Genomic DNA, 25,694 nt, shown 5'->3' with positions numbered 1-25,694 from the left:
CGCCGCGCCGGGTGCCGGCCGGAGACTGTCTGACGCGCCCGCTCATGCGGTGGCGAGGGCGTCGGCGCGCAGGCGGGCCGCGGTCCGCAGCAGCGCGGCGGCCTCCGCCCGCTCGGGGTCGGTGACGGTCTCCCCACCGGCGAGTGCCAGCACCTCGTCGATGTCGGCGATCCCGCCCAGCGCCTCGCGGACCGGGCGACCGAGCGCGCCGGTCTGCCCCCGCGCCTCGTGCCGGCAGAAGTACGCCAGCTCGCAACTGGCCAGGCAGTCGGGGGCGTACCGGGCCGGCACCCGGGCCAGCGAACCGGCCAGGGTCGCCGGATCGGCGACGGGATCGGCGGTGAAGTCGGCCGGTACCTCGGCCAGCAGTGTGTCGAGCCGGTCCATCCGGTCCAGTTGTCGGCGGACCACCAGCAGCTGCCGGCGGACGTCGAGCAGATGCGCGACCGGCGCGTTGCTGAAGTCCCGGGGGCAGACCAGCACCACCTCGTGCGACACCAGGTGCGGGTCGTGACCTCGGGCGGTGAGCAGCTCCCGCAGGGCCAGCACGTAGACGGCGGACTGCACCGCCGCGGCGGCCAGCTTCGCCGGGTCGGCCTGGCCGTCGATCACCGGAAACGACTTGATCTCGACCACGTGGAACCGGCCGCCCAGCCGGGCGGCCACCAGGTCGGGTTCCAGATGCACCCGCTGCCCGGCGACCACCAGGCCCAGCATCGGGTGGTCGAACAGCGCTGCCGGCTCGCCGGCGGGCGACGGTTCTTCCGCACCGGCCGGCTCGTCAGGGCGGGCTCCGGTGGGCGGCAGCGCCTCGGTGAGCAGGGTCGCCGAGCGGCGGGCCCGGTCGGCGTGGTCGTCGCCGTCGCCGAGATCCGTCCAGCGGGCTGCCGTCGGCACCGGTACGCCCAGCCGCTCCGCGACCAGCCGCAGCAGTTCGGCGCCGCCGTCGGCCTTAACCTGCGCCTCGAAGGTGTTGCCCCGGGTGATGGCGAACCGGGACTGCCCGAACCGGGCGGGAAAGCCGACCCGCTCGGCCAGTGCCGGTTTGTCCACCCCGGCGCCGTCGAGGACGGCCCGCCGGGTGCAGCCCGGGTTACCGGTCAACGCCGCGAGAGTCCGGGCGTTGTGTCGTTTCGGCGGCGCGTCGCCCCGGATCGCGGCCAGTCGCTGCTCGGTACCCGTCACGACAGGCCACGATAGCCGCGTCCGCGAACTCCGGCCCGTCGCGGCCAGCCGCCACTACCCCGTCGCGCGCCGGTTGATGCGTCGCCGGGTGCGGGCGGTCACCGGGGTGTCCGGTGGCCGCCCGCGCCGGTACGGCTCAGCCGGCCGTGGCCGAGGTCTCCTCGGGCAGCCAGATCGGCTGCCAGTCGGGCACCTCGTGGAAGCGGCGCAGCTCGGCCAGCCCGGAAACCGACCCGGCCCAGGCGGCGTACGGCGGGTTCTGCTCGTCGAAGCCGCTCTGCACGAAGGTCAGCTTCGTCTTTCCCTCGGACTCGGTCAGCTCCCAGCTGGTGACGCCGGGGGCTCCCCAGTCGACGGACATCTTCCGGCCGGGCTCCAGGTCGACCACCTTGGCGGCGAAGCCGCTGTCGAAGCCACCCATGGCGTACCGGCCACCGACCCACGGCTCGATCCCGATGGGGTAGCCGAACCAGGCGCTGACCTGCTCGGAGTCGGTCAGGGACTCCCACACCTTGTCGGCCGGCGCGGCGATGACCAGCTCACCACGGAAGTCGGTTCCGGTGAAGTCCACCTTCGGCAGCAGCGGCTGGCCGGCCAGGTGGCACTCCAGGTTGGCCACCGAGAGCGCCCAGAAGGTCTGCAGGACGCCCCGGATGCTGGTGCCGTTGATCACGTCGTTGAAGTCGAAGTGGGTCTGCGACAGCCGCAGCACGGTGGCGTCCGGTCCCTCCGCGCTCAGCGTGATCTCGGTGGTGGTCTCCACCCCGTCGAGCAGCCAGGCGAAGCGCAGCCGGTCGTCGTCGGCGTGCAGCACCCGCTGGTGTGGAGCGTCGCCCTCGGGCGTGTAGCGGCCCCAGAACTCGTACCGCTCGGGCAGCTCGACCTCGGCGTGCTCGGCCAGCCAGACGCGCAGCTCGGCGGGGTCGGTCAGGGCCCGGCGCACCCGCGCGATCGGTGCGGCGAGGCGGACGGCGAGGGTCATCGGTTCAGTCACGGTCGGTCCCCTTCGGGTAGCAGGCCACGGCGAGCTTGAAGGCGTCTCCCTCGGCGCCGCCGTAGCGGGTGAACAACTCCTGCAGCGCGGACTGCAGGTCGTGCAGAAACTCCTGCCGGCGTTCGGCCGGCACGCGGATCTCGCCGGAGACGCCGATCGACGGCAGCTCCGGTGCGGTGCGGTCCAGGGCGGCGACGTCGGCCTGGACCTCCTCCATCAGGTCCAGCAGGTAGCCCAGGCTCAGCTCGTCGCGGGCCCGGCGCAGCCCGATCCGGCCGACCAGCCGCGGTGAGAGCCAGTACGACCGGGCGGCGGCCTGGTAGATCCCCTCGGTGATGCCGCGGACCTTGCGCCGGTCGACCTGCTCGACCAGCCCGGCCGCGACGAGTTGCTTGACGTGGTAGTAGACGCGCTGTGGTGTCTGCTCCAGCCGGGCGGCCACCTCGGTGCAGGTGCGTGGCTCGGCCAGCTGCCGCAGGATCTCGACGCGCTGCGGTTTCAGCAGCACCTCGGCCTGCTCGATCTGCTCCAGGTACAGGACATCTCTCATGGCAAAATCAGTTTGTACGTAAAAAACTTCCTTGTCAATGGGATCGAGAAAGGCCGCGCCGGCAACTTCCGGCGCGGCCTCGCTCAGTCGCGCGACGCGGGGGTCAGGGCAACCAGTCCGGGCGCAGCGGATAACCGTTCACCGCGTCCGGGCCGTTGCGGGTCGCCACCACCTGATGCAGCTGGATGCCGTTGCGCTCGAACGCCAGCCGTGAGCCGGCCATGTAGAGCCCCCACACCCGGGCCGTGCCCGCGCCCACCTCGGCGACGCAGAAGTCCCAGTGCTCCACCAGGTTGCGGCACCAGGCGGCCAGGGTCAGCGCGTAGTGCTGGCGCAGGTTCTCCTCGTGGTGCACCTCCAGCCCGGCATCGTGGATCTCACTGATCACCCGCCCCGGACCGGCCAGCTCGCCGTCCGGAAAGACGTACCGGTCGATGAACGCGCCGGACCGGTGCGGCGCCCGGTTGTCCGCCCGGGTGATGCAGTGGTTGAGCAGTCGGGCCCCCGGGCGCAGCCGGTCCCGCAGGAACCCGAAGTAGGCCGGATAGTTGCGGACCCCGATGTGCTCGGTCAGGCCGATCGAGGAGACCGCGTCGAACTGTTCCCGCGGCGCGTCGCGGTAGTCCAGGTACCGCACCTGCGCCAGGCCGGTCAGCCCTTCCCGCTCGATCGCCGCCTGCGCCCATTGCGCCTGTGCCCGCGACAGCGTCACGCCGAGCGCCTTGACGCCGTACTCGCGGGCCGCGTGCCGGACCATGCCACCCCAGCCGCAGCCCACATCCAGCAGCCGCATGCCCGGCCGCAGCGCGAGCTTGCCGGCGACCAGGTCGTACTTGCCCGCCTGCGCCTGCTCCAGCGTGTCGTCGGGGCTGCGGTACACCGCGCAGGTGTAGGTCATCGACGGGCCGAGCACCCGCTCGTAGAAGGCGTTCGACACGTCGTAGTGGTGCGAGATGGCGCTGCTGTCGCGGATCCGCGAGTGCCGCAGGCCACCCACGATCCGCTTCCAGCGGGGCCTGGCCTCCTGCGGCGGAGCGGGCGGTGGCAGCAGCCGTTCCCAGCCCAGCTCGCGCACCAGCGCCAACCCGTCAGCCAGCGCCGGTGCCCGCATCCGCATCCCGGCGAGCACCCGTAACGCCTCGTACGGGTCGCCCGGGTGGACTCCCTCGATGGCGAGGTCGCCGCTGACGTAGGCACGCGCCATACCCAGGTCGCCCGGCGCGGTGAGCAGGTAGGACAACCCTCGCTCGGAGCGGATCGACAGGGTGATCCCGGCGTCGGCCGGGCCGAGTGCGCTGCCGTCGTACGCGGTGACGCGTATCGGCAGGGGACCTGAGGTCACCGCCCGGACGATGTCCGCCACGGTCAGCCCACGCCGTCGGCCCCCCGGGGGCGGCGTGGCGGGAGCGCCTGCCGCTCCCTGGCTCCGGTCGGTGAGACTCATGCCGGCACTCCGCTTCGTTCGCTCACGCTCGTGCTACCGCCTTCTCGTACAGTCCGGTCAACCGATGCTCCGGGTCGTACCGGTCCCGCACGGCGCGCCAGGTACCGCCGCCGTAGAGCCGGTCGAACGAATCCCGGTCGTAGTACGCGTCGGAGTAGAGCGACTTGTGCCCGCCCGCCTCCGACACCGCGCGCTCGATCTCCCGGTTGACGTCGCCGTCGGCGGCGCCCGCCGCGATCGGCACGCTCCCCCAGAACCCGATGTTGACGTAGTCCTGCCCCGGCCGGAGCGGATACAGCGGCCAGGACCGGGCCGATCCCGGCCCGGCCGGCTCGCGCAGCCGCAGCGGGCACAACCACACCGGCGTCATCCCGACGTTCGCGGCGAACCAGTGCAGGAACTCGGCGGTGCGCTCCAGTGGGATCTCCACGTCCTGCACGACCCGCTCCCGGGCCGGCTGGCCGCGCCACCTGTCGATCCGGGCCGCGACCCGGTGCCGGTGCTCCAGCCGCACGATGCGGTGGTAGACGTCGCTGCGTCGCCACCGTGCCGGCCACAACCGCCGCACCACCGGATGCTGCGCCCCGAAGGCCGCCGAACACCAGAACCAGTCGGTGTCCCAGCGCCACAGGTAGTCGTGGACGGTCAGCGCGTCGTGCGGGCGCTGGCGCAGCGAGCGGTAGTAGATCTCCTGCCCGGTGTAGTCGGAGACGCCCGGCACGTCGTCGGTGAAGTTGCCCAGCACCAGGTACGCCTCACCGGGGCTGAACATCACCCCGTCCATCGCGTCGACGCTCGCGCCGGCCCAGTGGCGGGTGGCGGTGATCTCGCCGATCGCCTCGGTCAACGCGGTCAGGTTGGTGAACCGCAGGTTGCGCAGGGCCACGTACCGACGGACCGGTTGCAGCTCGATCCGCAGCCGGGTGGCGTACCCGAGACTGCCGAGCGAGTTGGGAAAGGCCGCGTACAGGTCGGCGTGTGGGCCGTCGGGCCGGGCGGTGACCACCTCACCGGTGCCGGTGAGCACGTCCAGTTCGGTCACCGACTCGTGCGGCAGTCCGTTGCGGAACGAGGTCGACTCGATGCCCAGCCCGGTCACCGCCCCGCCGAGAGTGATGGTGCGCAGCTGTGGCACCACCAGCGGCATCAGGCCGTGCGGCAGGGTCGCGGCGACCAGCCGTTCGTAGGTGCACATGCCCTGCACGTCCGCGGTGCGGGCGACCGGGTCGACGCCCAGCACCCCGCCGAGCCCGCTGACGTCCAGGCCGGAGGCGGGGGCGCTGCGCGGACGGAACAGGTTGGAGGTGCGCTTGGCCAACCGCACCGGCTGGCCGGGTGGCACCGCCGCGTACGACCGTCGCAGCTGGGCCACCGCCAGGTCATGATCACGCACGGCGTGCATGGGATCACTTTACGCGTCACGCGCCCGCCTGGCGGGATGTCCATCGGAGGCGTTTCTCGCTCGGCTCGGGGCCGGGCGACGGGGGTGGCTGGCCGGTGGCCCGGGCGGTGGGACAGGATGCCGGCATGTCGCACACCGATGGGTCGGGCAGCGTCTACGGCACCCGCCGAGCCGGACCACCCCGCGATCCACTGCTCGTCACGGCGCTCGGGTTGGGGCTGGTCGGCGTACTGGTGGGGGTGCTGTTCGCCACCGGCGTGCTCGGCGGCGGCGAGCCGGCGCCGGTACCGACGGTGGCCGGCCCCGGCCCGAGCACGGCGCGGCCCAGCCCGACCGAGAGCGAACCGGAACCCAGCCCGTCGAGGTCCGAGCCGTCCCCCGAGCCGAGCCCCAGCCGGGATCCGGACGCGATCGTCGGGCCGAGGGTGCTCCGGGGCGTCGGTTCCGGTTTCTGCCTCGGTCTCGACGGTGACGGTGAGAAGGCCGTCGCCAAGCTGACCGGGTGCAGCGGCGGGCCCGAGCAGCAGTGGGTGGTCAACGCCTTCGGCCCGGACACGGTGACGCTGACCAACGCCGCCCACAACCAGTGCCTCGACGTCGAGGGTGGCAGCGGCGACGACGGCGCCCGGTTGCAGCAGTTCGGCTGCCACGGCGAGGGCAACCAGCAGTGGCGGCTGCAACGGGTCGACGGCGGCGCGGTCGTGCTGGCGGCCGTGCACAGCGGCAAGTGCGCCCAGGCCCGCGACGGCGGCGCCGCGGCCGGCACCGACATCGTCCAGGCCCCCTGCGACGGCAACCCGGCCCAGCGCTGGACGCTCCAGTAGCCGTCCCCACCCGCCAGGCCCCGTCCTGGTCAGGACCGGCCGCGCAGCGCCCGTAGCTCGTTCAGGTGTCGGGGCAGGTGCACGCGGGCGTGCAGGTCGATCGTGCGGCCCCAGGGCAGCGGCTCGTCGACGACGAGTTCGAAGCCTTCGCGCAGGTGTGTCTCGACCGGGGTGTCCGCCGCCGGACCGAGCCGGGCCACCAGCGCGACCAGCCGGTCACTGGTGGCCCGCAGCCGGGCGGCGAGCCCGTCGAGGCCGCCGCACTGCGCGGCCAGTTCGTCCAGTTCCGGCCGGTGGACCTCGTCCAGGTCGTAGAAGGCGTACGGCGAGCCGGCCAGCACCGCCTCGGTGGCCTCGCGCATCAACTCGTCGCTGGCGACCAGGTGGGCCACGATCTGCTCGGCGCTGTACCGGTCGGGCGGGGGCGGCCCGAACCCGCCCGCGTCGACCTCGGCCAGCACCGCGTCGTACGCCCGTCGCAGCCCGTCGACCTCCACCCGGCGAGCCTAACGGCGGCCCCGGCGAGCCCGCAGGTAGTCGCTGACCACGTACTCGCCGAGGTCGTCGGTGTCGGGGGTGAACACCCGCCCGCCGCTGCGTCGGGCCACCGCGTCGACGAAGCGGCGCAGCCCGGGATCGTCGCCCAGCATGAACAGGTTCAGGGTGGCTCCGTAGCGGCCGAGCCGGTCCACCTCGCGCACCGTCGCCTCGATCGTCTCCGGCGACGACGGCCAGGCGAACAGCGCCTCACCGTCCTCCGGGTCCAGGTGCGCGGTCGGTTCCCCGTCGGTGACCACCAGCACCACCGGTTCCGCGTCCGGATGACGCCGCAGATGCCGGCCGGCCAGCCGCAACGCGTGCTGCAGGTTGGTCCCCTGCATCATGTCCGGCTCGACGGCGGCCAACTCCTGCTGGGTGAGCGTCTCCGCCCGCCGGCCGAACCCGATGATCTGCAACGCGTCCTGCGGAAACCGGGTGGCCATCAGGTGCGCCAGGGCCAGCCCGGTCTGCTTCATCGGCCCCCACCGCCCCTGGGAGATCATCGAGTACGACAGGTCGACGCAGAGCGCCACCGCCGCCGACGCCCGCCGTTCGGTCTCGACCACCTCGAAGTCCTCGACGGCCAGTTGCACCGGCACCCCGGGGCCGGCCCGGCGGACCGCCCGGGTCAGGGTCCGCACCACGTCCAGCGGCTGCTCGTCGCCGTACTCCCAGGGGCGCGACGCCCCGGTCACCTCGCCGGCCGCCCCGGCCGAGCGCAGGTCGTGCTGGCCGCGCGGGCCGGCGGTCAGCTCGGCGAAGACCTGTCGCAGCGCGGTGCCGCCGAGCCGACGCAGCGCCTTCGGGCTCAGCGTCAGGCCATCGGCGTCGCGGGTCACCCACCCCTGCCGGCGCAGCTCCCGCTCCAGCTCCCGCAGCCGGCGTACGTCGTCGGCCGCGTCGCGGCCCAGCGTCCGGGCGACCGCGTCGACGTCGATGTCGTCCAGGGTCGCCCCGGGGTGCGCCTGGCCCAACTGGTCGAGCAGGTCGTCCAGTTCGGCGATCTCGTCGAGCGCTCCGGTCGCCTCGCCGTAGCCCAGCGGCTGACCGCCCTGCATCCGCTCACCCCGACCCCAGCGCAGGTCGGGCCGCAACGCCCGCAGGTTCCCCTCCAGCGCGGCCAGCTCGCCGGCGAGCCGGTCGCCGAGGGACTCGCGCATCAGCCCGGCGAGTTCCTCCCGCTGCCGCTGCGACAGCGAGTTCATCAACCGCTGCCCGGCCGCCGACCGGCGCGCCAGGATGTCGATCAGCTCGTCGACGTCGCGGGGACGTTCCGGGAAGAAGTCGCCGTGCCGGCGCATGAACTCGGCGAACGCGTCGGTGGTGTCCTCGGCCCGGGCGTGCCGGGCCAGCAGGGCGTTGAGGTCCCGCACCATCTCGGCGACCTGCTCCTGCACCGCCGGGTCACCCGCCAGCCGGGCCGAGTCGCGCAGCCCGGCGAAACGCTGGCCGAGCACGTCGTCGCGCAGCCCGTCCAGGATCCGCTGGTAGGTCTGCCGGGCCTCGTCGCTGGCCCACCGGTAGTCGGACAGGTCCCGCACCGCCTGTGCGGTCGAGCGGGGCAGGTTCTCCAGCATCGTCTCGGCGAACCGGGCCGCCTCGTCGTCGCGCCGGGCCAACTCGTCCCGCTCGGCGGCCAGTGCCTGATCGAGCAGCGCCCGCGCCCGGGTCACCGCACCGTCGAGTTCGCCCCGGCGCAGCGCGTCGCGGCGCAGCCGGCGGGCGCGGGCGGTCAGCCCGTCCAGCCCGCCACGCCCCTGCGGGCCCCGGCGCAGCAGCTCCCGCAGCGCGTCGCGGAGGCTGCCGCCGGCCAGCACCTCCGCGCCGACCTGGTCGACCGCGGCCTGCACGTCGTACGGCGGTGCGAGCGGATCGGGGCCGCCGCGCCACTGCCCGTACCGGAACCGGTTGCCGGTCATCTCAGTCCCGTCCGCCGTAGCGGGTCCGCCCGGTGTCGGTGACGTCCTTGCCCAGCCGGCGGTTCAGATGCAGCCCTTCGAGCACGAACTCGACGGCCGCGGCGGCCTGCCCGGCGCTCGGCGCGTCGCCGATGCCGAGCCGGTCGAGCACCTTGGCCAGCCCCGGCACCGTGCCCACCTGACGCAGCAGCTCGGCCGCCGAGATCAGCTCGCCGGTCTCCACCGCCTGCCCGTCCTCGACCAGCGCGGTGAAGCCGGACAGGTCCAGCCCGGCCAGCCGGGCCCGGAACGTCTCGGCGGTGGCGGTCCGCAGCAGGTGGCCGAGCAGCTCGATCTCCCGACCCTCCTCGCCGCTCTCGAACTCCACCTTGCCGCGCAGCGTCGACGTCACCGACACCGCGTCACCCACCCGCGCCACCGCCTCGGCCGACGGCACCTCCGAGTCGGCGCCGAGCAGGCACGCCCGGCGCAGCGCGGCGGCGGCGACGGTCTCCGCGGCGGCGATGGCGAACCGGGCGGAGACGCCGGAACGCGGGTCCACCGACGGTGACTCGCGTACCGCCCGGGCGAACCGGGCCAGCACCTCCAGCACGTGCTCCGGCACCTCGGCGACCAGGTCGGCCTCCTGCCGGATCAGGGACAGTTCCAGCTCCAGGTCGGTCGGGTAGTGGGTGCGGATCTCCGCGCCGAAACGGTCCTTGAGCGGGGTGATGATCCGACCCCGGTTGGTGTAGTCCTCCGGGTTGGCGCTGGCCACCAGCAGCAGATCCAGCGGCAGCCGGAGCTGGTAGCCGCGTACCTGGATGTCCCGCTCCTCCAGCACGTTGAGCAGCGCCACCTGGATCCGCTCGGCCAGGTCGGGCAGCTCGTTGACCGCGAAGATGCCCCGGTTGGTGCGCGGCACCAGCCCGAAGTGGATCGTCTCGGGATCGCCGAGCGTACGCCCCTGGGCCAGCCGGACCGGGTCGACGTCGCCGATCAGGTCACCGACGCTGGTGTCCGGGGTGGCCAGCTTCTCGCCGTAGCGCATCGAGCGGTGCAGCCAGCCGACCGGCAGGTCGTCGCCGGCCTCGGCGATCAGCGCCCGCGACGCCGGGGTGACCGGGTGCAGCGGGTGCTCGTTGAGCACCGAGCCGGCGATCACCGGCGTCCACTCGTCCAGCAGCGTCACCAGCGACCGGATCAGCCGGGTCTTGCCCTGGCCCCGCTCGCCGAGCAGCACCATGTCGTGCCCGGCGAGCAACGCCCGCTCCACCTCCGGCAGCACGGTGTCGTCGTACCCGACGATGCCGGCGAACCGCGGCGCGGCGTCGCGCATCCGGGCCCGCAGGTTGTCGCGGAGTTCCTGTTTGACGGTGCGGTAGCGGTGCCCGGCGGCGCGCAGCGCGCCGAGCGTGGCGGGCAGGTCGGCCGGTGGGAGCGGCGGAACAGACGAAGACTCACTCACCCCGCCCACGCTAGCGCGCACCTGCCGCCGTCAGCTTGGCTCGATCATGAATTCGGGGTGGGTCGGTGGCGCTGCCGCACGGTCAGGGCTCACCCCGGACACGGGCCAGTGCGGCGTCCAGAGCGGTCTGCTGGGTCCGCTCGCCGTAGGTTTCCGGGTCGACGCAGGCGAGGGCGTTGAGCCCCTCGACGAGGGCCACCAGGCTGGTGGCCGTGTCGGCCGCCTCGGCCGGGCCCAGGTCGGGCCGGGCGGCGTGGACCAGTTCCCGGACCCGGGCGACGAACCGGCGGTTGTAGTCGCGGTGCAGGTCGGCCAGGACCGGATCGGCCAGCGCGGCGGCGAGGAAACCGACCCAGACCCGGGCCTCCTCCCGCTTCTCCTCGTCGGGTGAGGCCGCCTGGACCAGCACGGCCCGCAGCGCCGCCACCGGGTCACCGGCCGCGGCCTGGGCGGCGTCGGCACGCAGGCCGGTACGCCGGTGCAGCAGGTCGCGGGCGTGCACGAGCAAGGCCTGCTTGTCGGCGAAGGCGTGCAGCACCATGCCGGTGGTGCACCCGGCCCGCTCGGCGACGGCGCGCAGGGTCAGCCCCGGCAGACCGTGTTCGGCCAGCACCGACCAGGTGGCCGCCGACAGGCGTCGCTGCTGGTCGGCGAGATCACGCCGTCTGGCCATCCGTACCCCTTCCCGGTCGACGGGTCGTACCGTAGCGTACGTTACGGTAACGCTCGTTACGGAAAGGTTGGGACTGGTGCTCACCATCGATCGCGAACCCTGGGAGTCGGCCGACGCCACCCGACTGCGCGCCGCCCAACGGGCCGAACTCGACGCCCGCTACGGCTGCGACGACCACGAGCCGGGCGCAGCGCCCACGGCCGAGACGGTCAGCGTCTTCCTGATCGCCCGAGACCCCGGCGGCACCGCCGTCGGCTGCGGCGGCCTGCGCTTTTTCGCCGCCGGTTCGGCCGAGATCAAGCGGATGTACGTCAGTCCGCCGGCCCGGGGCACCGGCGTCGCGACCGCCATCCTCCGCGCCCTGGAACAGGCCGCGCACGATGCCGGGGTGCGCACCCTGCTGCTGGAGACCGGCACCGCCCAACCCGACGCGATGCGCTTCTACGAGCGGGAGGGCTACCGGCGCATCGACAACTTCGGGCCGTACCGGGGCGAGGCGCTCTCCGTCTGCTACGCCCGCGACCTGCCGTGACAGCCCGGTCCGCCGCCCGCCCCCGTGCCGGACGACGGACCGGAGCCACCGGTCACCCCAGGTTGCAGCGACCGCAGGCACCCCGACGACGCAGGTGGTACGCGTACGTCGCGGCGCCGAGCGCGAGCCCCCAGAGCGGGAAGAACATCAGCGGGAGACCCGCCGCGCTGAGCCCTCGACCGGGCTCCCAGAACTCGGGGAGGCTCAGCGCGTTCAGCCCGGCCGCGGTAGCCAGGACCGCGACCGCCGCCGCCGGGATCACCGCCAGCCGCACCGGCACCCGCCGCCCGGCCAGCCCCACCATCCAGCGTGGGAACCGCTCACCCCAACGCTGCACCAGACCCAGGGTCAGCACCGAGCCGACAGTGGCGAAGGCGCCCAGGCCGGCCCCCGCCCAGACCGCGCCGCTCTCCCACAAGTCGGCGAGGCCGTCCCGGGAGACGCCGAGCGGGATGCCGGCCAGCCAGGCGAACCGGGTCAGCGCGTACCCGACCGGAATCAGCGCCGCCACCCCGACGGCCCACCGGCCCCAGCGGGCGGCAGCCGCCGGGGTGGTCCACCCCCGGTCGGTGCCGTCGCGGCCACACCCCACACAGGAGCCAGCGGTACGCCGCTGCCACCCCAGCAGCACCCCGCTCAACAGCACCCCACCGCACATCGCGGCGACGCGAGCGGCAAGCGGCCAGGTGAACACGTCGGCGTAGTCCACCGGTGGCCAGCCGAAGGGCGCGCCGATCAGCAGCATCGGCGCGTACCCGAGCAGGGCCAGCACCTGCACGCCGGGCACCACCACGGCCAGCACGAACGCGACGGCCCAGCCGTAACCGAGCAGCAGCACCCGCAGCGGGCCGGTGGGCGTGGTCCTGCGGCTGACCAGGACCAGTGCGGCGGCGGTGAGCAGCATCGCGGCGAAGAACGACGGCCCGGCCTCGACGGGGAGCAGCCGGAGCATGGTCGAGTCCAGCTGCGGGTCGTCGGCGCCGAACGGATAGCCGGTGCCGGTGCCGGCCGCCACCAGGGCGAGCAGGCCCCACAGCCCGAGCCAGCCGGCGGTGAGAGGGTCGAGCAGGCCGGCAGGGCCGGTCGTCTCGCGGTTTTCGGATACGGCCACGTTCGTCATGACCCCAGCCTCGGCCGGGGCGCCCGCCCTGCCCTCCCGTGCGGCGGGGAATCGTCTCCCCCGCGCGCGGGACACCTCAACCGGCCGGCGTGACGAACCCCGACTCGTACGCGGCGATCACCGCCTGGGTGCGGTCACGCACCCCGAGCTTCGTCAGCACGTTGCCGACGTGCGTCTTCACCGTCTCCACACCCACCACGAGTCGGGCGGCGATCTCCGGGTTGGACAGTCCGGCGGCCATCAGCCGCAGCACCTCCGCCTCCCGTTCGGTGAGCCGGGCCGCCCGCAGCCCGTCGGTGTTCCGCCGCCCGTACGCACCGACCAGCCGGCGGATCGCGGCCGGGAAGAGCAGCGACTCGCCGCGCGCCACCACCCGTACCGCCGCCACCACCTCGGCCGGCCGGGCCCGCTTGAGCAGGAATCCACTCGCGCCGGCGCGTAGCGCGTCGTAGACGTACTCGTCATTGGCGAAGGTGGTGATGACCAGTACCCGGGGCGGCTCGGCGGAGGTGGCCAGCAGGTGTCGGGTGGCCTGGATGCCGTCGATCCCGGGCATTCGCACGTCCATCAGCACCACCTGCGGGCGGTGCCGGGCGACCAACGGGGGCACCTCCGACCCGTCCGCGGCCTCGGCGACGACCCGCAGGTCCGGCTGGGCGTCGAGGATGGTCCGCAGCCCGATCCGGACCAGTTCGTCGTCGTCGACGATCAGCACGTCCACGCTCATCCGTCCGCCCCGATCGGCAGTCGCACCCGAACCCGCCACCGTTCTCCCTCCACTCCGGCGGCGACCCGGCCGCCCAGCAGCAGCACCCGTTCCCGCATGCCGATCAGCCCTCGCCCACCGCCCGGCACCGCCGCACCGCCGGACGCCGACCGGGCCACCGCGTTGACCAGCTCGATCTCCAGACCGTCCGGCGACACGTCCACCCGTACGGTCACCGGCCCGTGGCCGTGCCGGGCGGCGTTGGTCAACCCCTCCTGCACGATCCGATAGCCCTCCCGCGAGACCACCGCCGGCAGGGCGTCCAGCGAGCCGCGACCGCGGCTGCGCACCGGCGTGCCGGCCGACCGGGTGATGGCGATCAGTTCGTCCAGGTCGGACAGGGTCCGCTGGGGAGCGGCGGCCGATGGTTCCCCGGTCTCCCGGAGCAACCCGAGCATGTGGTCGAGATCGTCCATCGCCCGCCGACCGGTCTCCTCGATGGCGGTCAGCGCCCGGCGGACGAACTCCGGGTCGCCGTCGAGCACCTCGCGAGCGGCGCCGGCCTGGAGGGTGGCGACGGTGAGCGCGTGGCCGACCGAGTCGTGCAGTTCCCGAGCCAGCCGGTTGCGTTCGGCCAGCCGTGCGGCCCGGGCCTCCAGCGCCGCGATCCGCTCGGCCGACGCCGGTCCCAGCAGCGCGGGAGCCATCGACGCGGCAAGCGCGCCGAGCCCGGCCACGACGTAGCCCAGCGCGGCCAGTACGAGCACCGCGAGCAGCGCCAACCAGCCGGTGTCCCCGCCGTCGAACGGCCCGAACCGTTCGGCACCGGAGATTCCGACGTCCATCCCGGCCTGGGCGGCGATGAACGCCAGGGCCATCGGCACCACGCTGAACAGCGCGGCCACCACCAGCGCGCCGCTGGTCAGGTGCAGTCCGATCCAGAGCGCGGCGCGCAGCCGGGTCTCCCGGTCCAGTCGGTGACCGGGCATCGGCTCGGGCACGTCGACGCCGAGCAGCCCACGAACCGCGGCGATCTCCAGTGCCCGGCTACCGCCGAGGAAGATCGGTACGATGGCGATGCCGGCCGCCGGCACCAGCAGCACCAGGACCAGCAGCCGGGGCGGCCCAGGGTTGGTGAACAGCTGTGCGAAGGCCACCCCGAGCAACGCGTACGGCAGCGCGAGCACCCCACCGAGCAGCAGGAACACGCCGCGCCGCCAGGTGGAGCCGGCGACCAACGGACGCAGCGGCGCGGGACAGTCCATCGCCCTATGATGCCGACGCCCCCGGCCGGTCACCACGACCTGGGACACGACGGACCCTCAGCCGCGCGTGCGGGACCTGATCAGCTTCGGTACGGCGGCCAGCCCGGTGACCGGGCGGAACGCCCGGGCGGCGTTGACAAGCGCCGCGTACTCGTCGTCGGTCAGATCGATCTCGGCCGCCGCGACGTTGCGTTCCAACTGTTCCACACTCGACGCACCGGGGATGGCCACCACGTTCGGGTGCCGCAGCACGTACGCCAGGGCGATCTGGCTCGGCGTCGCGTCGTGCGCGGCGGCGACCTGCCGCAGGGTCTCGATCAACGCACCGCCGCGTTCCAGGTTCTCCGGCAGGAAGTACGGGTTGGCCCGGCGGATCGCGCCGACCGGCGGATGGTTCGCGTCGTACCGCCCGGACAGGAAGCCCTGCGCCAGCGGGCTGTACGCGATGACCAGCCGACCGGCCTGTTCGGCGTACCGGAGCAGATCCTCCTCCGGCTTGCGGTCCAGCATGCTGTAGCGGACCTGGTTGCTGAGCACCCGCCGGCCCAGTGCCGCCTCCGCCACCTGCCAGCGGCGCAGGCTGTAGTTGCTCACCCCGACCTCGGCGACCAGGCCGATGTCCTGCAACACGCGCATCCCGCGCATGGTCCGGTGGTCGCTGACCACCGGATTGGGCTGGTGCACCTGGTAGAGATCGATGCCGGTGACCCCGAGCCGGGCCGCCGAGGCCACCGCCCGTTGCTGCACCACCGACGCGACCGGTAGCACCGGCAGGATCTTGGTGGCGATGGCCACCTTGTCCCGGTCGGCGGCCAGTGCCGCGCCGAGGAGCCGTTCACTGCGACCGAATCCGTAGACCTCGGCGGTGTCGAAGAGGGTCACGCCCAGCTCGATGGCGCGCCGGACGATGCTCGCCGCCAGCCGCTCGTAGTCGGGGCCGTACCCCCACTCCCGCGAACCGAACTGCCACGTACCGAGGCCGATCCTGGACAGAGGCTTCGCAGTGTCGAGCCGCACGTAACGCATACGTCGACGCTACCCCTCGCGGCGCACCACGGCCGCAGCTCAAGCCAGCGACCGTACCTCGGGATATGGTCATGATCGTGACTTACCTCGCCGCCGACACGCGCTATGACCAGATGACCTACCGGCGCAGCGGAGCCAGTGGACTTCGGCTGCCCGCGATCTCGCTCGGCCTGTGGCACAACTTCGGGCCGGACCGCCCGTTCGAGCGCCAGCGGGACATCGTCCGACGCGCCTTCGATCTCGGCGTCACCCACTTCGACCTGGCCAACAACTACGGTCCACCGCCCGGCTCCGCCGAGGAGAACTTCGGCCGGATGCTCGCCGACGACCTCGGGCCGTACCGCGACGAGTTGATCATCTCCAGCAAGGCCGGCTATCTGATGTGGCCCGGGCCGTACGGTGAGTGGGGTTCCCGCAAGAACCTGCTCGCCTCACTCGATCAGTCGCTGCGCCGGCTCGGCCTGGACTACGTCGACATCTTCTACAGCCACCGGTACGACCCGGACACGCCGCTGGAGGAGACGATGGGCGCTCTCGACGCCGCCGTCCGCTCCGGTAAGGCCCTCTACGTCGGCATCTCCAACTACACCTCCGAGCAGACCGAGCGGGCCGCGGCGATCCTGCGCGACCTGGGCACCCCGTTGCTGATCAACCAGCCGGCGTACTCGATGTTCAACCGGTGGACCGAACAGGACGGGCTGCTCGACACGCTGGAGCGGGTCGGCGCCGGCTGCATCGCCTACAGCCCGCTGGCCCAGGGCCTGCTCACCGACCGCTACCTCGACGGCATCCCGACCGACTCCCGGGTCCGCACCAGCGTGTTCCTGAACGAGAGCGACGTGAGTGAGCAGCGACTGGCCACCATCCGGGGGCTGGCCGCCATCGCCAAGCGCCGGGGCCAGTCCCTCGCGCAGCTCGCGCTCGCCTGGGCACTGCGCGACCCCCGGATGACCAGCCTCATCATCGGCGCCAGCAGCGTTTCCCAGTTGGAGGCGAACATCGCGGCCGTGGACAACCTCGACCTGACCGCCGAGGAGCTGGCCGACATCGACGCCCGGTTGAGCTGACCGGCCGAGGATCCTGCCCTCGGTCGGTGTCCGGCTCTAGCGTGAAGGTGGAGGTGGGCCATGCGAGTGACAGTGTTCAGCACCAAGCCGTACGACCGGACGTTCCTCAGCGAGGCGAACGCCGCGGCCGGTCACGAGTTGACCTTCCTGGAACCTCGGCTCACCGCGCAGACCGCCCGGCTGGCCGAGGGCTCGGACGCGGTCTGCGCCTTCGTCAACGACGACCTCTGCGCCGATGTGCTCGGCCAGCTCGCCGACGTCGGCGTCCGGGTGGTGGCGTTGCGCTCGGCCGGCTTCAACAACGTCGACGTGGTCGCCGCCCGCAAACGGGGGCTGACCGTCGTACGGGTACCGGAGTACTCACCGCACGCGGTGGCCGAGCACACCGCCGGCCTGATCCTCTCGCTGAATCGTAAGATCCACCGCGCCTACAACCGGGTACGCGAACACAACTTCGCCCTCGCCGGCCTGCTCGGCTTCGACCTTTACGGCCGTACGGTCGGCATTGTCGGCACCGGGCGGATCGGCGTCTGCGTCGCCCAGATCATGGCGGGTTTCGGTTGCCGGGTGCTGGCCAGCGACCCGTACCCGAACGAGACGGCGGTCGCCGCCGGGGTGGAGTACGTCCCGCTGGAGCGGCTGCTCGCCGAGTCGCACATCGTCACCCTGCACTGCCCGCTCACCCCGGACACCCGGCACCTGATCGACGCCGACCGGATCGCCCTGTTCCGCGAGGGCGTCATGTTGATCAACACCGGCCGCGGGGCGCTGGTGGACACCCGGGCCGTGATCGACGGGCTCAAGAGCGGCCGGATCGGCTACCTCGGCCTCGACGTGTACGAGGAGGAGAGTGACCTGTTCTTCGAGGACCGCTCCGAACGGGTCCTCGGCGACGACGATTTCGCCCGACTCACCACCTTCCCGAACGTGTTGATCACCGGCCACCAGGCGTTCTTCACCGAGGACGGCCTGCACAACATCGCCGAGACCACCCTCACCAACCTGACCACCGTGCAGAACGACGGCCCCGACGCCGTCCCCACCCCGGCCCGGGTCTGCTAGGGCCTGTGGCGGCGGTAGGCGCGGGGAGTGTGGCCGGTGGTGCGTTTGAAGGCGACACTCAAGGCACTTTCGGAGCCGTAGCCGACCAGTTGCGCGATGCGGGCCAGGGTGTCATCGGTCCGGCGGAGCCGGTCGGCGGCGAGTTCCACCCGCCAGTCGGTGAGGTACTCCAGCGGAGCCCGGCCGACGACCGTCCGGAAGCGTGCGGCCAGGGTCGAGCGGGAGACCGACGCGGCCCGGGCCAGCTCCGCCACCGTCCACGGGTGTGCCGGGCGCTGGTGCATCTCCCGCAGCGCCACGGCGACCACCGGGTCACCGAGACCGGCCAGCCAGCCGGTCGTCGTTCGGGCGTCGGCGGCGAGGTGGTGACGGAGCATCTGGATCAGCATGACCAGCGCGAGATGCTCGGCGACGAGGCCGGCGGCGAGCCGCTGCTGGCGCAGTTCCGCATCGACCTGGTCGATGGCCCAGTGCAGGGTGGCGGCCTCGGCGGCGGCGCCGGGCACGTGGACCACCGGGGGCAGGGCGTCGAGCAGCAGGGTGCGGGCCCGTTCGCCGAAGTGGAACGCACCGCCGATGGCCGCGAAGTCGTCGCCCGCTCCGACGCGGGCCACCCCGCCCGTCGCCGCCAGGAAGACCGGTCCCGCCGGCACCGGGACCGCCGCGGGGTCACTGAAGAGGGTGTACGACCGGGCGCGGGTCAGCAGGTAGCAGTCGCCTTCCACCAGCGGCAGCGCCTCGGCGCAACCGTCCACGCGCAACCAGCAGCGCCCCCGGCGGACCGCGTTGAACTTGATGCCCACCGGTGCCTCGAACTCGACCGCCCAACTGCCGCCCGCCGCCATACTGGCCGAGACGTGGCCGGTGGCACCGACCAGACTCAGCACGTCGTACAGCGGATCCACGGCCGCCTCCTGGACTCACACTAAAGAGAACTGGACTAAAAACCATAGTACGTCCGATACGCGGGCCTTAACGTTGCCCTCATGGACGACAACACGAAGACCCGTGCCCGGGTCGTCACCCCGTTCGGGCCACGGACGACCGCTGCCGAGGTGCTGGCGGGCGTCGACCTCACCGGCCGTCGGATCATCGTCACCGGCGGTGCCTCCGGCCTCGGCACCGAGACCGTCCGCGCACTGGTCGGCGCCGGCGCCGAGGTGACCGTCGCCATCCGCAGACCAGCCGCCGCCGACCTGGTCGAGGAGATGTCAGCCCTGCCGGGCTCGGCCCGGGTCGCCCCGCTCGACCTGTCCGACCTGACCTCGGTGGCCGCCTTCGTGGCGGACTGGCGGGGCGCGGTGGACGCGGTCGTCGCCAACGCCGGGATCATGGCCGTGGCGACGCGTGAGCTGACCGCGCAGGGCTGGGAGGCGCAGCTGGCCACCAACCACCTCGGGCACTTCGCGCTCGTCACCGGCCTGCACGACAACCTTCGCGCCGCCGGTTCGGCCCGCGTCGTCCTGGTCAGCTCCGGCGCGCACCTGCGGGAGCCCTTCGACTTCACCGACCCGCACTTCGGCGAACGTCCGTACGACCGTTGGTCGGCGTACGGCCAGTCGAAGACCGCCACGGTGCTGTTCGCCGTCGGAATCGCCAACCGCTGGGCGGACGAGGGCATCGTCGCCAACGCCGCCAACCCCGGCTACATCCTGACCAATCTCCAGCGCCATCTCGACGACGAGACGATGCGGGCCTTCGGTGTGCTGGACGAGGCGGGTAACCGGGTCCCGCTGGACTACTACAAGACGCCCGAGCAGGGCGCCTCGACCTCGGTCCTGCTGGCCGCCTCACCGCTCGTCGAGGGCGTCACCGGGCGGTACTTCGAGGACAACCAGGAGGCCGAGGTCGTTCCGGTGCCGGCGGAGGCCGAGGCGGGGGTCGCCCCGCACGCCCTCGACCCGGCGGCGGCGGAGCGCCTGTGGGTGTACTCGCAGCAGGCCGTCGCCGCCTGAGCGGCGTTGATCACGGTGCCGGGGCCGGGCAGGAGCGCGCCGACACGTAGCGCGATCTGTCCGAAACTGAACGTATCGGTGTCGACGGACAGACACAGACGAGAGTGGATCAAACTGGTCGATATAGCTTGCCCATCGGAGGCGTTCAGCTTCGATGAGGAGGGCTCTCGTGACGTCCACACCATTCAGCAAAACCCGGCCGGGGGTCATTCTCGCGATCGGGATCACCGCCGTCCTGGCGTCGGCGCTCGCCGCCGCACCGGCCACGGCCGCGTCGACCACCGCCGCCCGCACCGACGTGCACGGCGCGGTCGCCGACTCGGGCGCCGTACCCGCCGCCGTCGCGCTACCCACGGTGCAGCGTGGCCTCGACGGCGTACGGGGTTCCGGCACCTCCGGATCGGTCGGCACCGGCAAGGCCGGGCCGGGAGGCAGCCGGTTCGACACCGGCGCTCGCCCCGTCGCCGCCGACGGCGACTCGATCGGCATCCAGAGCGTCATCGGCACCGACAACCGGGTCCGGGTCGACCCGACCACCGTCTTCCCGTCCAGCGCCATCGTCCAGATCGTCCGCACCACGAACGGCACCACCTGGGGCTGCACCGGCTGGCTCTACGGTCCGAGCATCATCGCCACCGCCGGGCACTGCGTGCACCCGGGCGGTGGTCAGAACGGCGGCGGTGGCAACAACTTCTACCCGCGCGGGGACTTCCAGATCATCCCGGGCCGCAACGGGACGTCGACGCCGTACGGCACCTGCACCGCCGCCCAACTGCTGTCGGTCACCGGCTGGACCCAGAACGGCGACGAGACGTACGACTACGGGGCCATCCGGCTGAGCTGCGCCGCCGGCAACAGCACCGGCTGGTTCGGCATGTGGTGGCAGAGCGCCTCGCTGACCGGCACCGCGACCACCGTCAGCGGTTATCCGTGCGACAAGACCTTCGGCCAGCAGTGGCGGCACGCCGGGCAGACCGTCGCGGTCACCCACGCCCGGCAGGTGTTCTACCAGAACGACACCTTCGGCTGCCAGAGCGGCAGCCCGGTCTACCAGACCCGGGCCGCCGGCAGCTCGTACTGCACCGGGCAGTGCGTGATGGCGATCCACGCGTACGGCCTGCACGGCTCCTCGCCGCACTCCACCAACAACCACGGCACCCGCATCACCGAGAGCGTCTTCAACAATCTGATCACCTGGCGTAACAGCTGACCCGAGTTGCCCCGTGCGGGTGGGTGGGCGTACTGCCGCCCACCCGCACGGAACCGACGGCATCCCGAGCACATCCCAGCTACTGTCCGTCATCACACGTGAGGGAGCAGTCATGAGCAGGACGCGTCTCGGGATGCTCGCCCTCCTGATCGCCGTGCCGTTGCTGATCGGGGCGAGCCTGCTGGCCTTCGGCGGCGACGAACCCGTCTCGGACGACGGGCCGCCCCCGCCGCCGGGCAGCACCAGCCCGACCGGAACCGTGACCGGCACCGTCACCACCCCGGCGGGCGAGCCGGTACGCCAAGCGTCCGTGCAGGTCACCGCCCTCGACGAGCCCGCGCCGGCGATCCCCGAGATCGGCGTCCTGACCGGGGACGCCGGCCGCTACGAGTGGCGGCTCCCGCCAGGCCGGTACGACATCACCGTGCGCACCGGCGATCGGCACAGCGGCCCGCAGACCGCGACGGTGACCGCCGATCAGGTCACCCGCCTCGACTTCACCCTCCCCTGAGCGGGCCCCGCAGACGAGATCTACCAGTCATCGCTGACCTGCCGAGATAACGCTCTCACGAATAACGCTGGAGTGCTTGACGCGCCCGTGACGCAGCCGTAACGATGTATGTGCATGCCTCACGCTCGCACCGGCGACGGCGCGTTGAGCGGGCCACGAGCATGCTCGACACACCACCTTCACCCCACCAGGCGTGATCGGCGCACGCCGTCCTGGAAAGGACCCACCGTGCGCAGATCTCTGCGATCGTGGCTCGGCGCCGTAGTGAGCGCGATCCTCGTGGCGGGCGGCATCGTCGCCGTGCCTCCCGCGGCCAGCGCCGCACCGTTCACCGTGCTGGTCTTCAGCAAGACCGCCGGATTCCGGCACGGATCCATCGTCCCCGGCATCGCCGCCATCCAGCAGCTCGGCGCGGCGAACGGGTTCACCGTCGAGACCACCGAGGACGCGGCCCAGTTCACCGACGCCAACCTGGACCGGTTCGCCGCGGTGATCTGGCTGTCCACCACCGGTGACGTACTCAACGCCAGCCAGCAGGCCGCGTTCGAGCGGTAGATCCAGGGCGGTGGCGGGTACGTGGGCGTGCACGCCGCCGCCGACACCGAGTACGAGTGGTCCTGGTACGGCGGGCTGGTCGGCGCGTACTTCGCCTCGCATCCGGCCAACCAGACCGCGACCATCAAGGTCGCCGACCAGGTGCACCCGTCCACCGCCTCGCTGCCGCAGCGCTGGACCCGGTTGGACGAGTGGTACAACTACCGCACCAACCCCCGGGGCAGCGTGCACGTGCTCGCCACCCTCGACGAGAGCACCTACAGCGGCGGCGGCAACGGGTACGACCACCCGATCTCCTGGTGCCACAACTACTCCGGCGGCCGGGCCTGGTACACCGGCCTCGGGCACACCGACGAGTCTTACGCCGAGCCGAACTTCCGTACCCACCTGCTCGGCGGCATCATGAGCGCGGCCGGCGCGGCCGAGGCCGACTGCGGCGCCACCGTGACGAGCAATTTCCAGCAGGTCGAGCTGGCGAAGGGCGCGGCCGAGACGGGCGAACCGATGAGCCTCACCGTGCTGCCGGACCGGGGCGTGTTCCACACCTCCCGCAACGGCGTCATCCGGCACACCGACGCGGCCGGCAACACCAAGGTCGCCGCCACGCTGCCGGTCTACACCGGCGACGAGGAGGGCCTGCAGGGCATCAAGGCCGACCCGAACTTCGCCACCAACCGCTGGGTGTACGTGTTCTACGCGCCACCGCTGGACACCCCCGGTGGCGGAGCGCCGGCCACCGGTACGCCGGCGGACTTCGCCCGGTGGGACGGCGTCAACCGGCTGTCCCGGTTCACCGCCAACCCGGACAACACCATCAACCTGGCCAGCGAGACGTTGATCCTGGACGTGCCGACCAGCCGGGGCATGTGCTGCCACGTCGGCGGCGACATGGACTTCGACGCGGCCGGCAACCTTTACCTGTCCACCGGCGACGACACCAACCCGTTCGAGTCGAGCGGGTTCACCCCGATCGACGAGCGGGCCGGCCGCAACCCGGCCTTCGACGCCCAACGCACCTCGGGCAACACCAACGACCTGCGCGGCAAGGTGCTGCGGATCAGGCCGAGCGCGGGCGGCGGGTACACCATCCCGGCCGGGAACATGTTCGCGCCGGGCACCGCGCGGACCCGCCCGGAGATCTACGCGATGGGCTTCCGCAACCCGTTCCGGATGAGCGTGGACAGGGAGACCGGCGTCGTCTACCTGGGCGACTACGGTCCGGACGCGGGCACCGCCGACCCGAACCGGGGTCCGGCGGGCAACGTGGAGTTCGCCCGGATCGACAAGCCCGGCTTCTACGGCTGGCCGTACTGCACCGCCCGCAACGACGCGTACAACGACTACACCTTCCCGTCCGGCCCGTCCGGCCCGAAGTTCGACTGCGCCAACGGGCCGGTGAACAACTCGCCAAACAACACCGGACTCACCCAGCTGCCGCCGGCCGTCCCGGCCTGGCTGCCGTACGGCGGATCCGGCTCCCCGCCGGAGTTCACCGGTGGTGGTCTGTCCCCGATGGGCGGCCCGGTGTACCGGTTCGACCCGGACAGCACCTCGGCCGTGGCGTTTCCGGAGTACTACGACGGGACGTACTTCGCCGGCGAGTTCGGCCGCCGCTGGATCAAGAACATCAAGCTCGACCCGGCCGGCCAGCCGTTGAAGATCAACCCGTTCCCGTGGACCGGCACCCAGGTCATGGACATGGAGTTCGGCCCGGACGGCGCGCTCTACGTGCTCGACTACGGCACCGGCTGGTTCAACGGCGACGCCAACTCGGCCCTCTACCGGATCGAGTACGCCCGCGAGGGCAGAGCCCCACGTGCGGTCGTCTCGGCCACCCCGACCAGCGGCGTCGCACCGCTGACCGTACGGTTCTCCTCGGCCGGCACGCTCGACCCGGACGGCGACCCGTTCACCTACGCCTGGGACTTCGACCGCAACGGCACCACCGACTCGACCGCGGCGAACCCGACGTTCACCTACACCACGAACGGCACCTTCACGCCGACCCTGACCGTTCGGGACAGCACCGGCAAGGTCGGTACCGCGAGCACCGTCATCACGGTCGGCAACAGCGCACCGGTGGTCACCGTGAACACGCCGTTGCACGGGTCCACGTTCACCTTCGGCGACGCCGTACCGTTCAGCGTCACGGTCACCGACGCGCAGGATGGCCCGATCGACTGCGCCCGGGTGAAGGTGAACTACGTCCTCGGCCACGACTCACACGGCCACCAGATCAGCAGCGTGCAGGGCTGTTCCGGGGTCATCCAGACCTCGGTCGACGGCGAGCACGACACCGCGGCGAACATCTTCGGCATCATCGACGCCGAGTACACCGACCTCGGTGGCGCCGGCCAGCCCCCGCTCACCACGCACACCCAGGCCGTCCTCCAACCACGGGTACGCCAGGCCGAGCACTTCGGTGACTCGTCCGGCATCCAGGTCGTCACCCCGGGCAGCGCACACGGCGGCGCGGCGATCGGGTACGTCGACAACAACGACTGGATCTCGTTCCACCCGTACAACCTGACCGGCATCCAGTCGTTCAGCGCCCGGGTCGGCGCCCCGGCGGATGGCGGTGGCACCCTCGAACTGCGGGTCGACTCACCCACCGGACCGCTGGTCGGCCAGGCGACGGTGGTGCCGACCGGCGGGTACGCCACATTCGCCACGGTCACCGGGGCGATCACCGCACCGACCGGTACCCGCACCCTTTTCCTGGTCTTCAAGGGCACCGGACCGTACTTCGACATCGACGAGTTCACCCTCTCGACCGGCCCCGGCGGCGGCCCCGGACCCGGCCCGGAACCGGGCACCAACCTGGCCCGGGGCAAGCCGGCCCGCGCCTCAAGCGTGCAGGACGCCTTCGTCGCCGCCAACGCGTTCGACGGTGCCCTCGGCACCAGGTGGGCCAGCGCGTTCAGCGACCCGCAGTGGATCGACGTGGACCTCGGTGCCAGCTACGCCATCAACCGGGTCAAGCTCACCTGGGAGGCGGCGTACGGCAGCGGGTACCAGATCCAGACCTCGCCGGACGGGGTCAACTTCACCACCATCCGTACCGTGACCGGCGGCGACGGCGGCGTGGACGACCTCACCGGGCTGACCGGCTCCGGCCGGTACGTGCGGCTCACCGGCACCACCCGGGGCACCGGCTGGGGCTACTCCCTGTTCGAGTTCGAGGTGTACGGCGGCACCAGCGGGCCACAGCCGGGCACCAACCTGCTGTTGAACAAGCCGACGCTGACGTCCAGCAGTGAGGGGGCCGGCATGTCCGGCGCCCAGGCGGTGGACGGCAGCCTCACCACCCGCTGGTCGTCGGCGTTCTCCGATCCGCAGTGGATCCGGGTCGACCTCGGCAGCCCGACCGCGATCGGCCGGGTCAAGCTGAGCTGGGAGGCGGCGTACAGCAGTTCGTACCGCATCCAGACCTCGAACGACGGCACCACCTGGGTCGACGTGAAGACCGTGACCGGGGCCGACGGCGGGGTGGACGAGCACACCGCGCTCGGTGCCAACGGCCGCTACCTGCGGATCTACGGCACCGCCCGGGGTACCGCGTGGGGTCACTCGCTCTGGGAACTGGAGGCGTACGCCAGCTGAATCGCACCACCACCGACGTGGCCGGCACGGGCAATCCGTGCCGGCCACGTCATGTCGGTCCCTGACGAGGCACTACCCTTCGCCGCCGAGGCTCTTCGGAAGCG

The 25,694-nt window shown here is 72.3% G+C and carries 21 protein-coding genes and 1 pseudogene; 8 read left to right on the top strand and 14 right to left on the bottom strand.

What is annotated here, in order from left to right; genetic code table 11:
* Nucleotides 1-42: 42 nt before the first annotated feature.
* From O7597_RS17335 to O7597_RS17315, 5 genes are all read right to left on the bottom strand, one after another.
* A complete protein-coding gene (locus tag O7597_RS17335) occupies nucleotides 43-1,185 on the bottom strand; it encodes a hypothetical protein (protein ID WP_269739682.1) in 1,143 nt (380 codons plus the stop codon).
* A gap of 136 nt (nucleotides 1,186-1,321) precedes the next feature.
* Nucleotides 1,322-2,179, bottom strand: coding sequence for an SRPBCC domain-containing protein (locus O7597_RS17330; RefSeq protein WP_269739683.1), 858 nt, complete (start codon nucleotides 2,177-2,179; stop codon nucleotides 1,322-1,324).
* The gene (locus tag O7597_RS17325) at nucleotides 2,172-2,729 is read right to left on the bottom strand and encodes a helix-turn-helix domain-containing protein (protein WP_269739684.1); all 558 of its coding nucleotides are present in this window, start codon (nucleotides 2,727-2,729) and stop codon (nucleotides 2,172-2,174) included. The genes O7597_RS17330 and O7597_RS17325 overlap by 8 nt, the downstream gene beginning before the upstream one ends.
* 103 nt (nucleotides 2,730-2,832) lie before the next feature.
* Nucleotides 2,833-4,173: a class I SAM-dependent methyltransferase gene (locus O7597_RS17320; RefSeq protein WP_269739685.1), complete on the bottom strand. Its 1,341-nt coding sequence runs from the start codon at nucleotides 4,171-4,173 to the stop codon at nucleotides 2,833-2,835.
* A gap of 22 nt (nucleotides 4,174-4,195) precedes the next feature.
* Nucleotides 4,196-5,575 carry an FAD-binding oxidoreductase gene (locus tag O7597_RS17315; protein WP_269739686.1) on the bottom strand — a complete coding sequence of 460 codons (1,380 nt, stop codon included), beginning with the start codon at nucleotides 5,573-5,575 and terminating at the stop codon, nucleotides 4,196-4,198.
* A gap of 125 nt (nucleotides 5,576-5,700) precedes the next feature.
* Here O7597_RS17315 and O7597_RS17310 point away from each other — a divergent pair, with 125 nt between their 5' ends.
* Nucleotides 5,701-6,399, top strand: coding sequence for an RICIN domain-containing protein (locus tag O7597_RS17310; RefSeq protein ID WP_269739687.1), 699 nt, complete (start codon nucleotides 5,701-5,703; stop codon nucleotides 6,397-6,399).
* A 29-nt stretch (nucleotides 6,400-6,428) separates the two neighbouring features.
* On the opposite strand, the gene O7597_RS17305 is transcribed toward O7597_RS17310, so the two are convergent.
* The 4 genes from O7597_RS17305 to O7597_RS17290 form a co-directional block, all read right to left on the bottom strand.
* Entirely contained in the window at nucleotides 6,429-6,896 is a 468-nt protein-coding gene (locus tag O7597_RS17305; protein WP_269739688.1) for a DinB family protein, read from the bottom strand.
* Between the two features lie 9 nt (nucleotides 6,897-6,905).
* Nucleotides 6,906-8,858 (bottom strand): VWA domain-containing protein, encoded by a 1,953-nt coding sequence (locus tag O7597_RS17300; RefSeq protein WP_281580149.1) that lies wholly within the window; start codon nucleotides 8,856-8,858, stop codon nucleotides 6,906-6,908.
* A gap of 1 nt (nucleotide 8,859) precedes the next feature.
* Nucleotides 8,860-10,314 carry a sigma 54-interacting transcriptional regulator gene (locus tag O7597_RS17295; protein ID WP_269739690.1) on the bottom strand — a complete coding sequence of 485 codons (1,455 nt, stop codon included), beginning with the start codon at nucleotides 10,312-10,314 and terminating at the stop codon, nucleotides 8,860-8,862.
* 73 nt (nucleotides 10,315-10,387) lie between these two features.
* Complete coding sequence (locus tag O7597_RS17290; RefSeq protein ID WP_269739691.1) at nucleotides 10,388-10,978, bottom strand: TetR/AcrR family transcriptional regulator; 591 nt, start codon at nucleotides 10,976-10,978, stop codon at nucleotides 10,388-10,390.
* A 76-nt stretch (nucleotides 10,979-11,054) separates the two neighbouring features.
* On the opposite strand from O7597_RS17290, the gene O7597_RS17285 reads away from it, so the two are divergent.
* Nucleotides 11,055-11,510 carry a GNAT family N-acetyltransferase gene (locus O7597_RS17285; RefSeq protein ID WP_269739692.1) on the top strand — a complete coding sequence of 152 codons (456 nt, stop codon included), beginning with the start codon at nucleotides 11,055-11,057 and terminating at the stop codon, nucleotides 11,508-11,510.
* 52 nt (nucleotides 11,511-11,562) lie between these two features.
* Here O7597_RS17285 and O7597_RS17280 read toward each other — a convergent pair whose 3' ends face one another.
* From O7597_RS17280 to O7597_RS17265, 4 genes are all read right to left on the bottom strand, one after another.
* The gene (locus O7597_RS17280) at nucleotides 11,563-12,630 is read right to left on the bottom strand and encodes a hypothetical protein (protein WP_281580148.1); all 1,068 of its coding nucleotides are present in this window, start codon (nucleotides 12,628-12,630) and stop codon (nucleotides 11,563-11,565) included.
* Nucleotides 12,631-12,706: 76 nt separating this feature from the next.
* Nucleotides 12,707-13,357: a response regulator transcription factor gene (locus O7597_RS17275; RefSeq protein ID WP_269739694.1), complete on the bottom strand. Its 651-nt coding sequence runs from the start codon at nucleotides 13,355-13,357 to the stop codon at nucleotides 12,707-12,709.
* The gene (locus O7597_RS17270) at nucleotides 13,354-14,601 is read right to left on the bottom strand and encodes a histidine kinase (protein ID WP_281580147.1); all 1,248 of its coding nucleotides are present in this window, start codon (nucleotides 14,599-14,601) and stop codon (nucleotides 13,354-13,356) included. Before O7597_RS17270 ends, O7597_RS17275 begins: the two co-directional genes overlap by 4 nt.
* A 57-nt stretch (nucleotides 14,602-14,658) precedes the next feature.
* Entirely contained in the window at nucleotides 14,659-15,627 is a 969-nt protein-coding gene (locus tag O7597_RS17265; RefSeq protein WP_281580146.1) for an aldo/keto reductase, read from the bottom strand.
* Between the two features lie 71 nt (nucleotides 15,628-15,698).
* Between O7597_RS17265 and mgrA the strand changes: the two genes are divergently transcribed.
* Together mgrA and O7597_RS17255 are read left to right on the top strand one after the other, a co-directional pair.
* Nucleotides 15,699-16,694, top strand: a complete 996-nt coding sequence (gene mgrA / locus O7597_RS17260; RefSeq protein WP_281580145.1) for an L-glyceraldehyde 3-phosphate reductase — start codon at nucleotides 15,699-15,701, stop codon at nucleotides 16,692-16,694.
* Nucleotides 16,695-16,754: 60 nt separating this feature from the next.
* Nucleotides 16,755-17,756 (top strand): 2-hydroxyacid dehydrogenase, encoded by a 1,002-nt coding sequence (locus O7597_RS17255; protein WP_281580144.1) that lies wholly within the window; start codon nucleotides 16,755-16,757, stop codon nucleotides 17,754-17,756.
* On the opposite strand, the gene O7597_RS17250 is transcribed toward O7597_RS17255, so the two are convergent.
* The gene (locus O7597_RS17250; protein WP_281580143.1) at nucleotides 17,753-18,661 is read right to left on the bottom strand and encodes an AraC family transcriptional regulator; all 909 of its coding nucleotides are present in this window, start codon (nucleotides 18,659-18,661) and stop codon (nucleotides 17,753-17,755) included. The two genes, O7597_RS17255 and O7597_RS17250, sit on opposite strands and share 4 nt — an antisense overlap.
* A gap of 81 nt (nucleotides 18,662-18,742) precedes the next feature.
* Here O7597_RS17250 and O7597_RS17245 point away from each other — a divergent pair, with 81 nt between their 5' ends.
* The 4 genes and pseudogenes from O7597_RS17245 (at nucleotide 18,743) to O7597_RS17225 (ending at nucleotide 25,590) form a co-directional block, all read left to right on the top strand.
* Nucleotides 18,743-19,711 (top strand): SDR family NAD(P)-dependent oxidoreductase, encoded by a 969-nt coding sequence (locus tag O7597_RS17245; RefSeq protein WP_281580142.1) that lies wholly within the window; start codon nucleotides 18,743-18,745, stop codon nucleotides 19,709-19,711.
* Between the two features lie 169 nt (nucleotides 19,712-19,880).
* Nucleotides 19,881-20,921, top strand: coding sequence for a trypsin-like serine protease (locus O7597_RS17240; RefSeq protein WP_269739701.1), 1,041 nt, complete (start codon nucleotides 19,881-19,883; stop codon nucleotides 20,919-20,921).
* A gap of 112 nt (nucleotides 20,922-21,033) precedes the next feature.
* On the top strand, nucleotides 21,034-21,432 hold the full coding sequence (locus O7597_RS17235; protein ID WP_269739702.1) for a carboxypeptidase-like regulatory domain-containing protein: 399 nt from the start codon (nucleotides 21,034-21,036) through the stop codon (nucleotides 21,430-21,432).
* Between the two features lie 228 nt (nucleotides 21,433-21,660).
* Nucleotides 21,661-25,590 (top strand): annotated as a pseudogene (locus tag O7597_RS17225) (ThuA domain-containing protein).
* The last annotated feature ends 104 nt before the right edge of the window (nucleotides 25,591-25,694 follow it).

It is taken from the genome of Verrucosispora sp. WMMC514 (assembly GCF_027497295.1).
GTDB lineage: Bacteria > Actinomycetota > Actinomycetes > Mycobacteriales > Micromonosporaceae > Micromonospora > Micromonospora palythoicola.
This window is presented reverse-complemented; position numbering and strand designations above follow the sequence as displayed.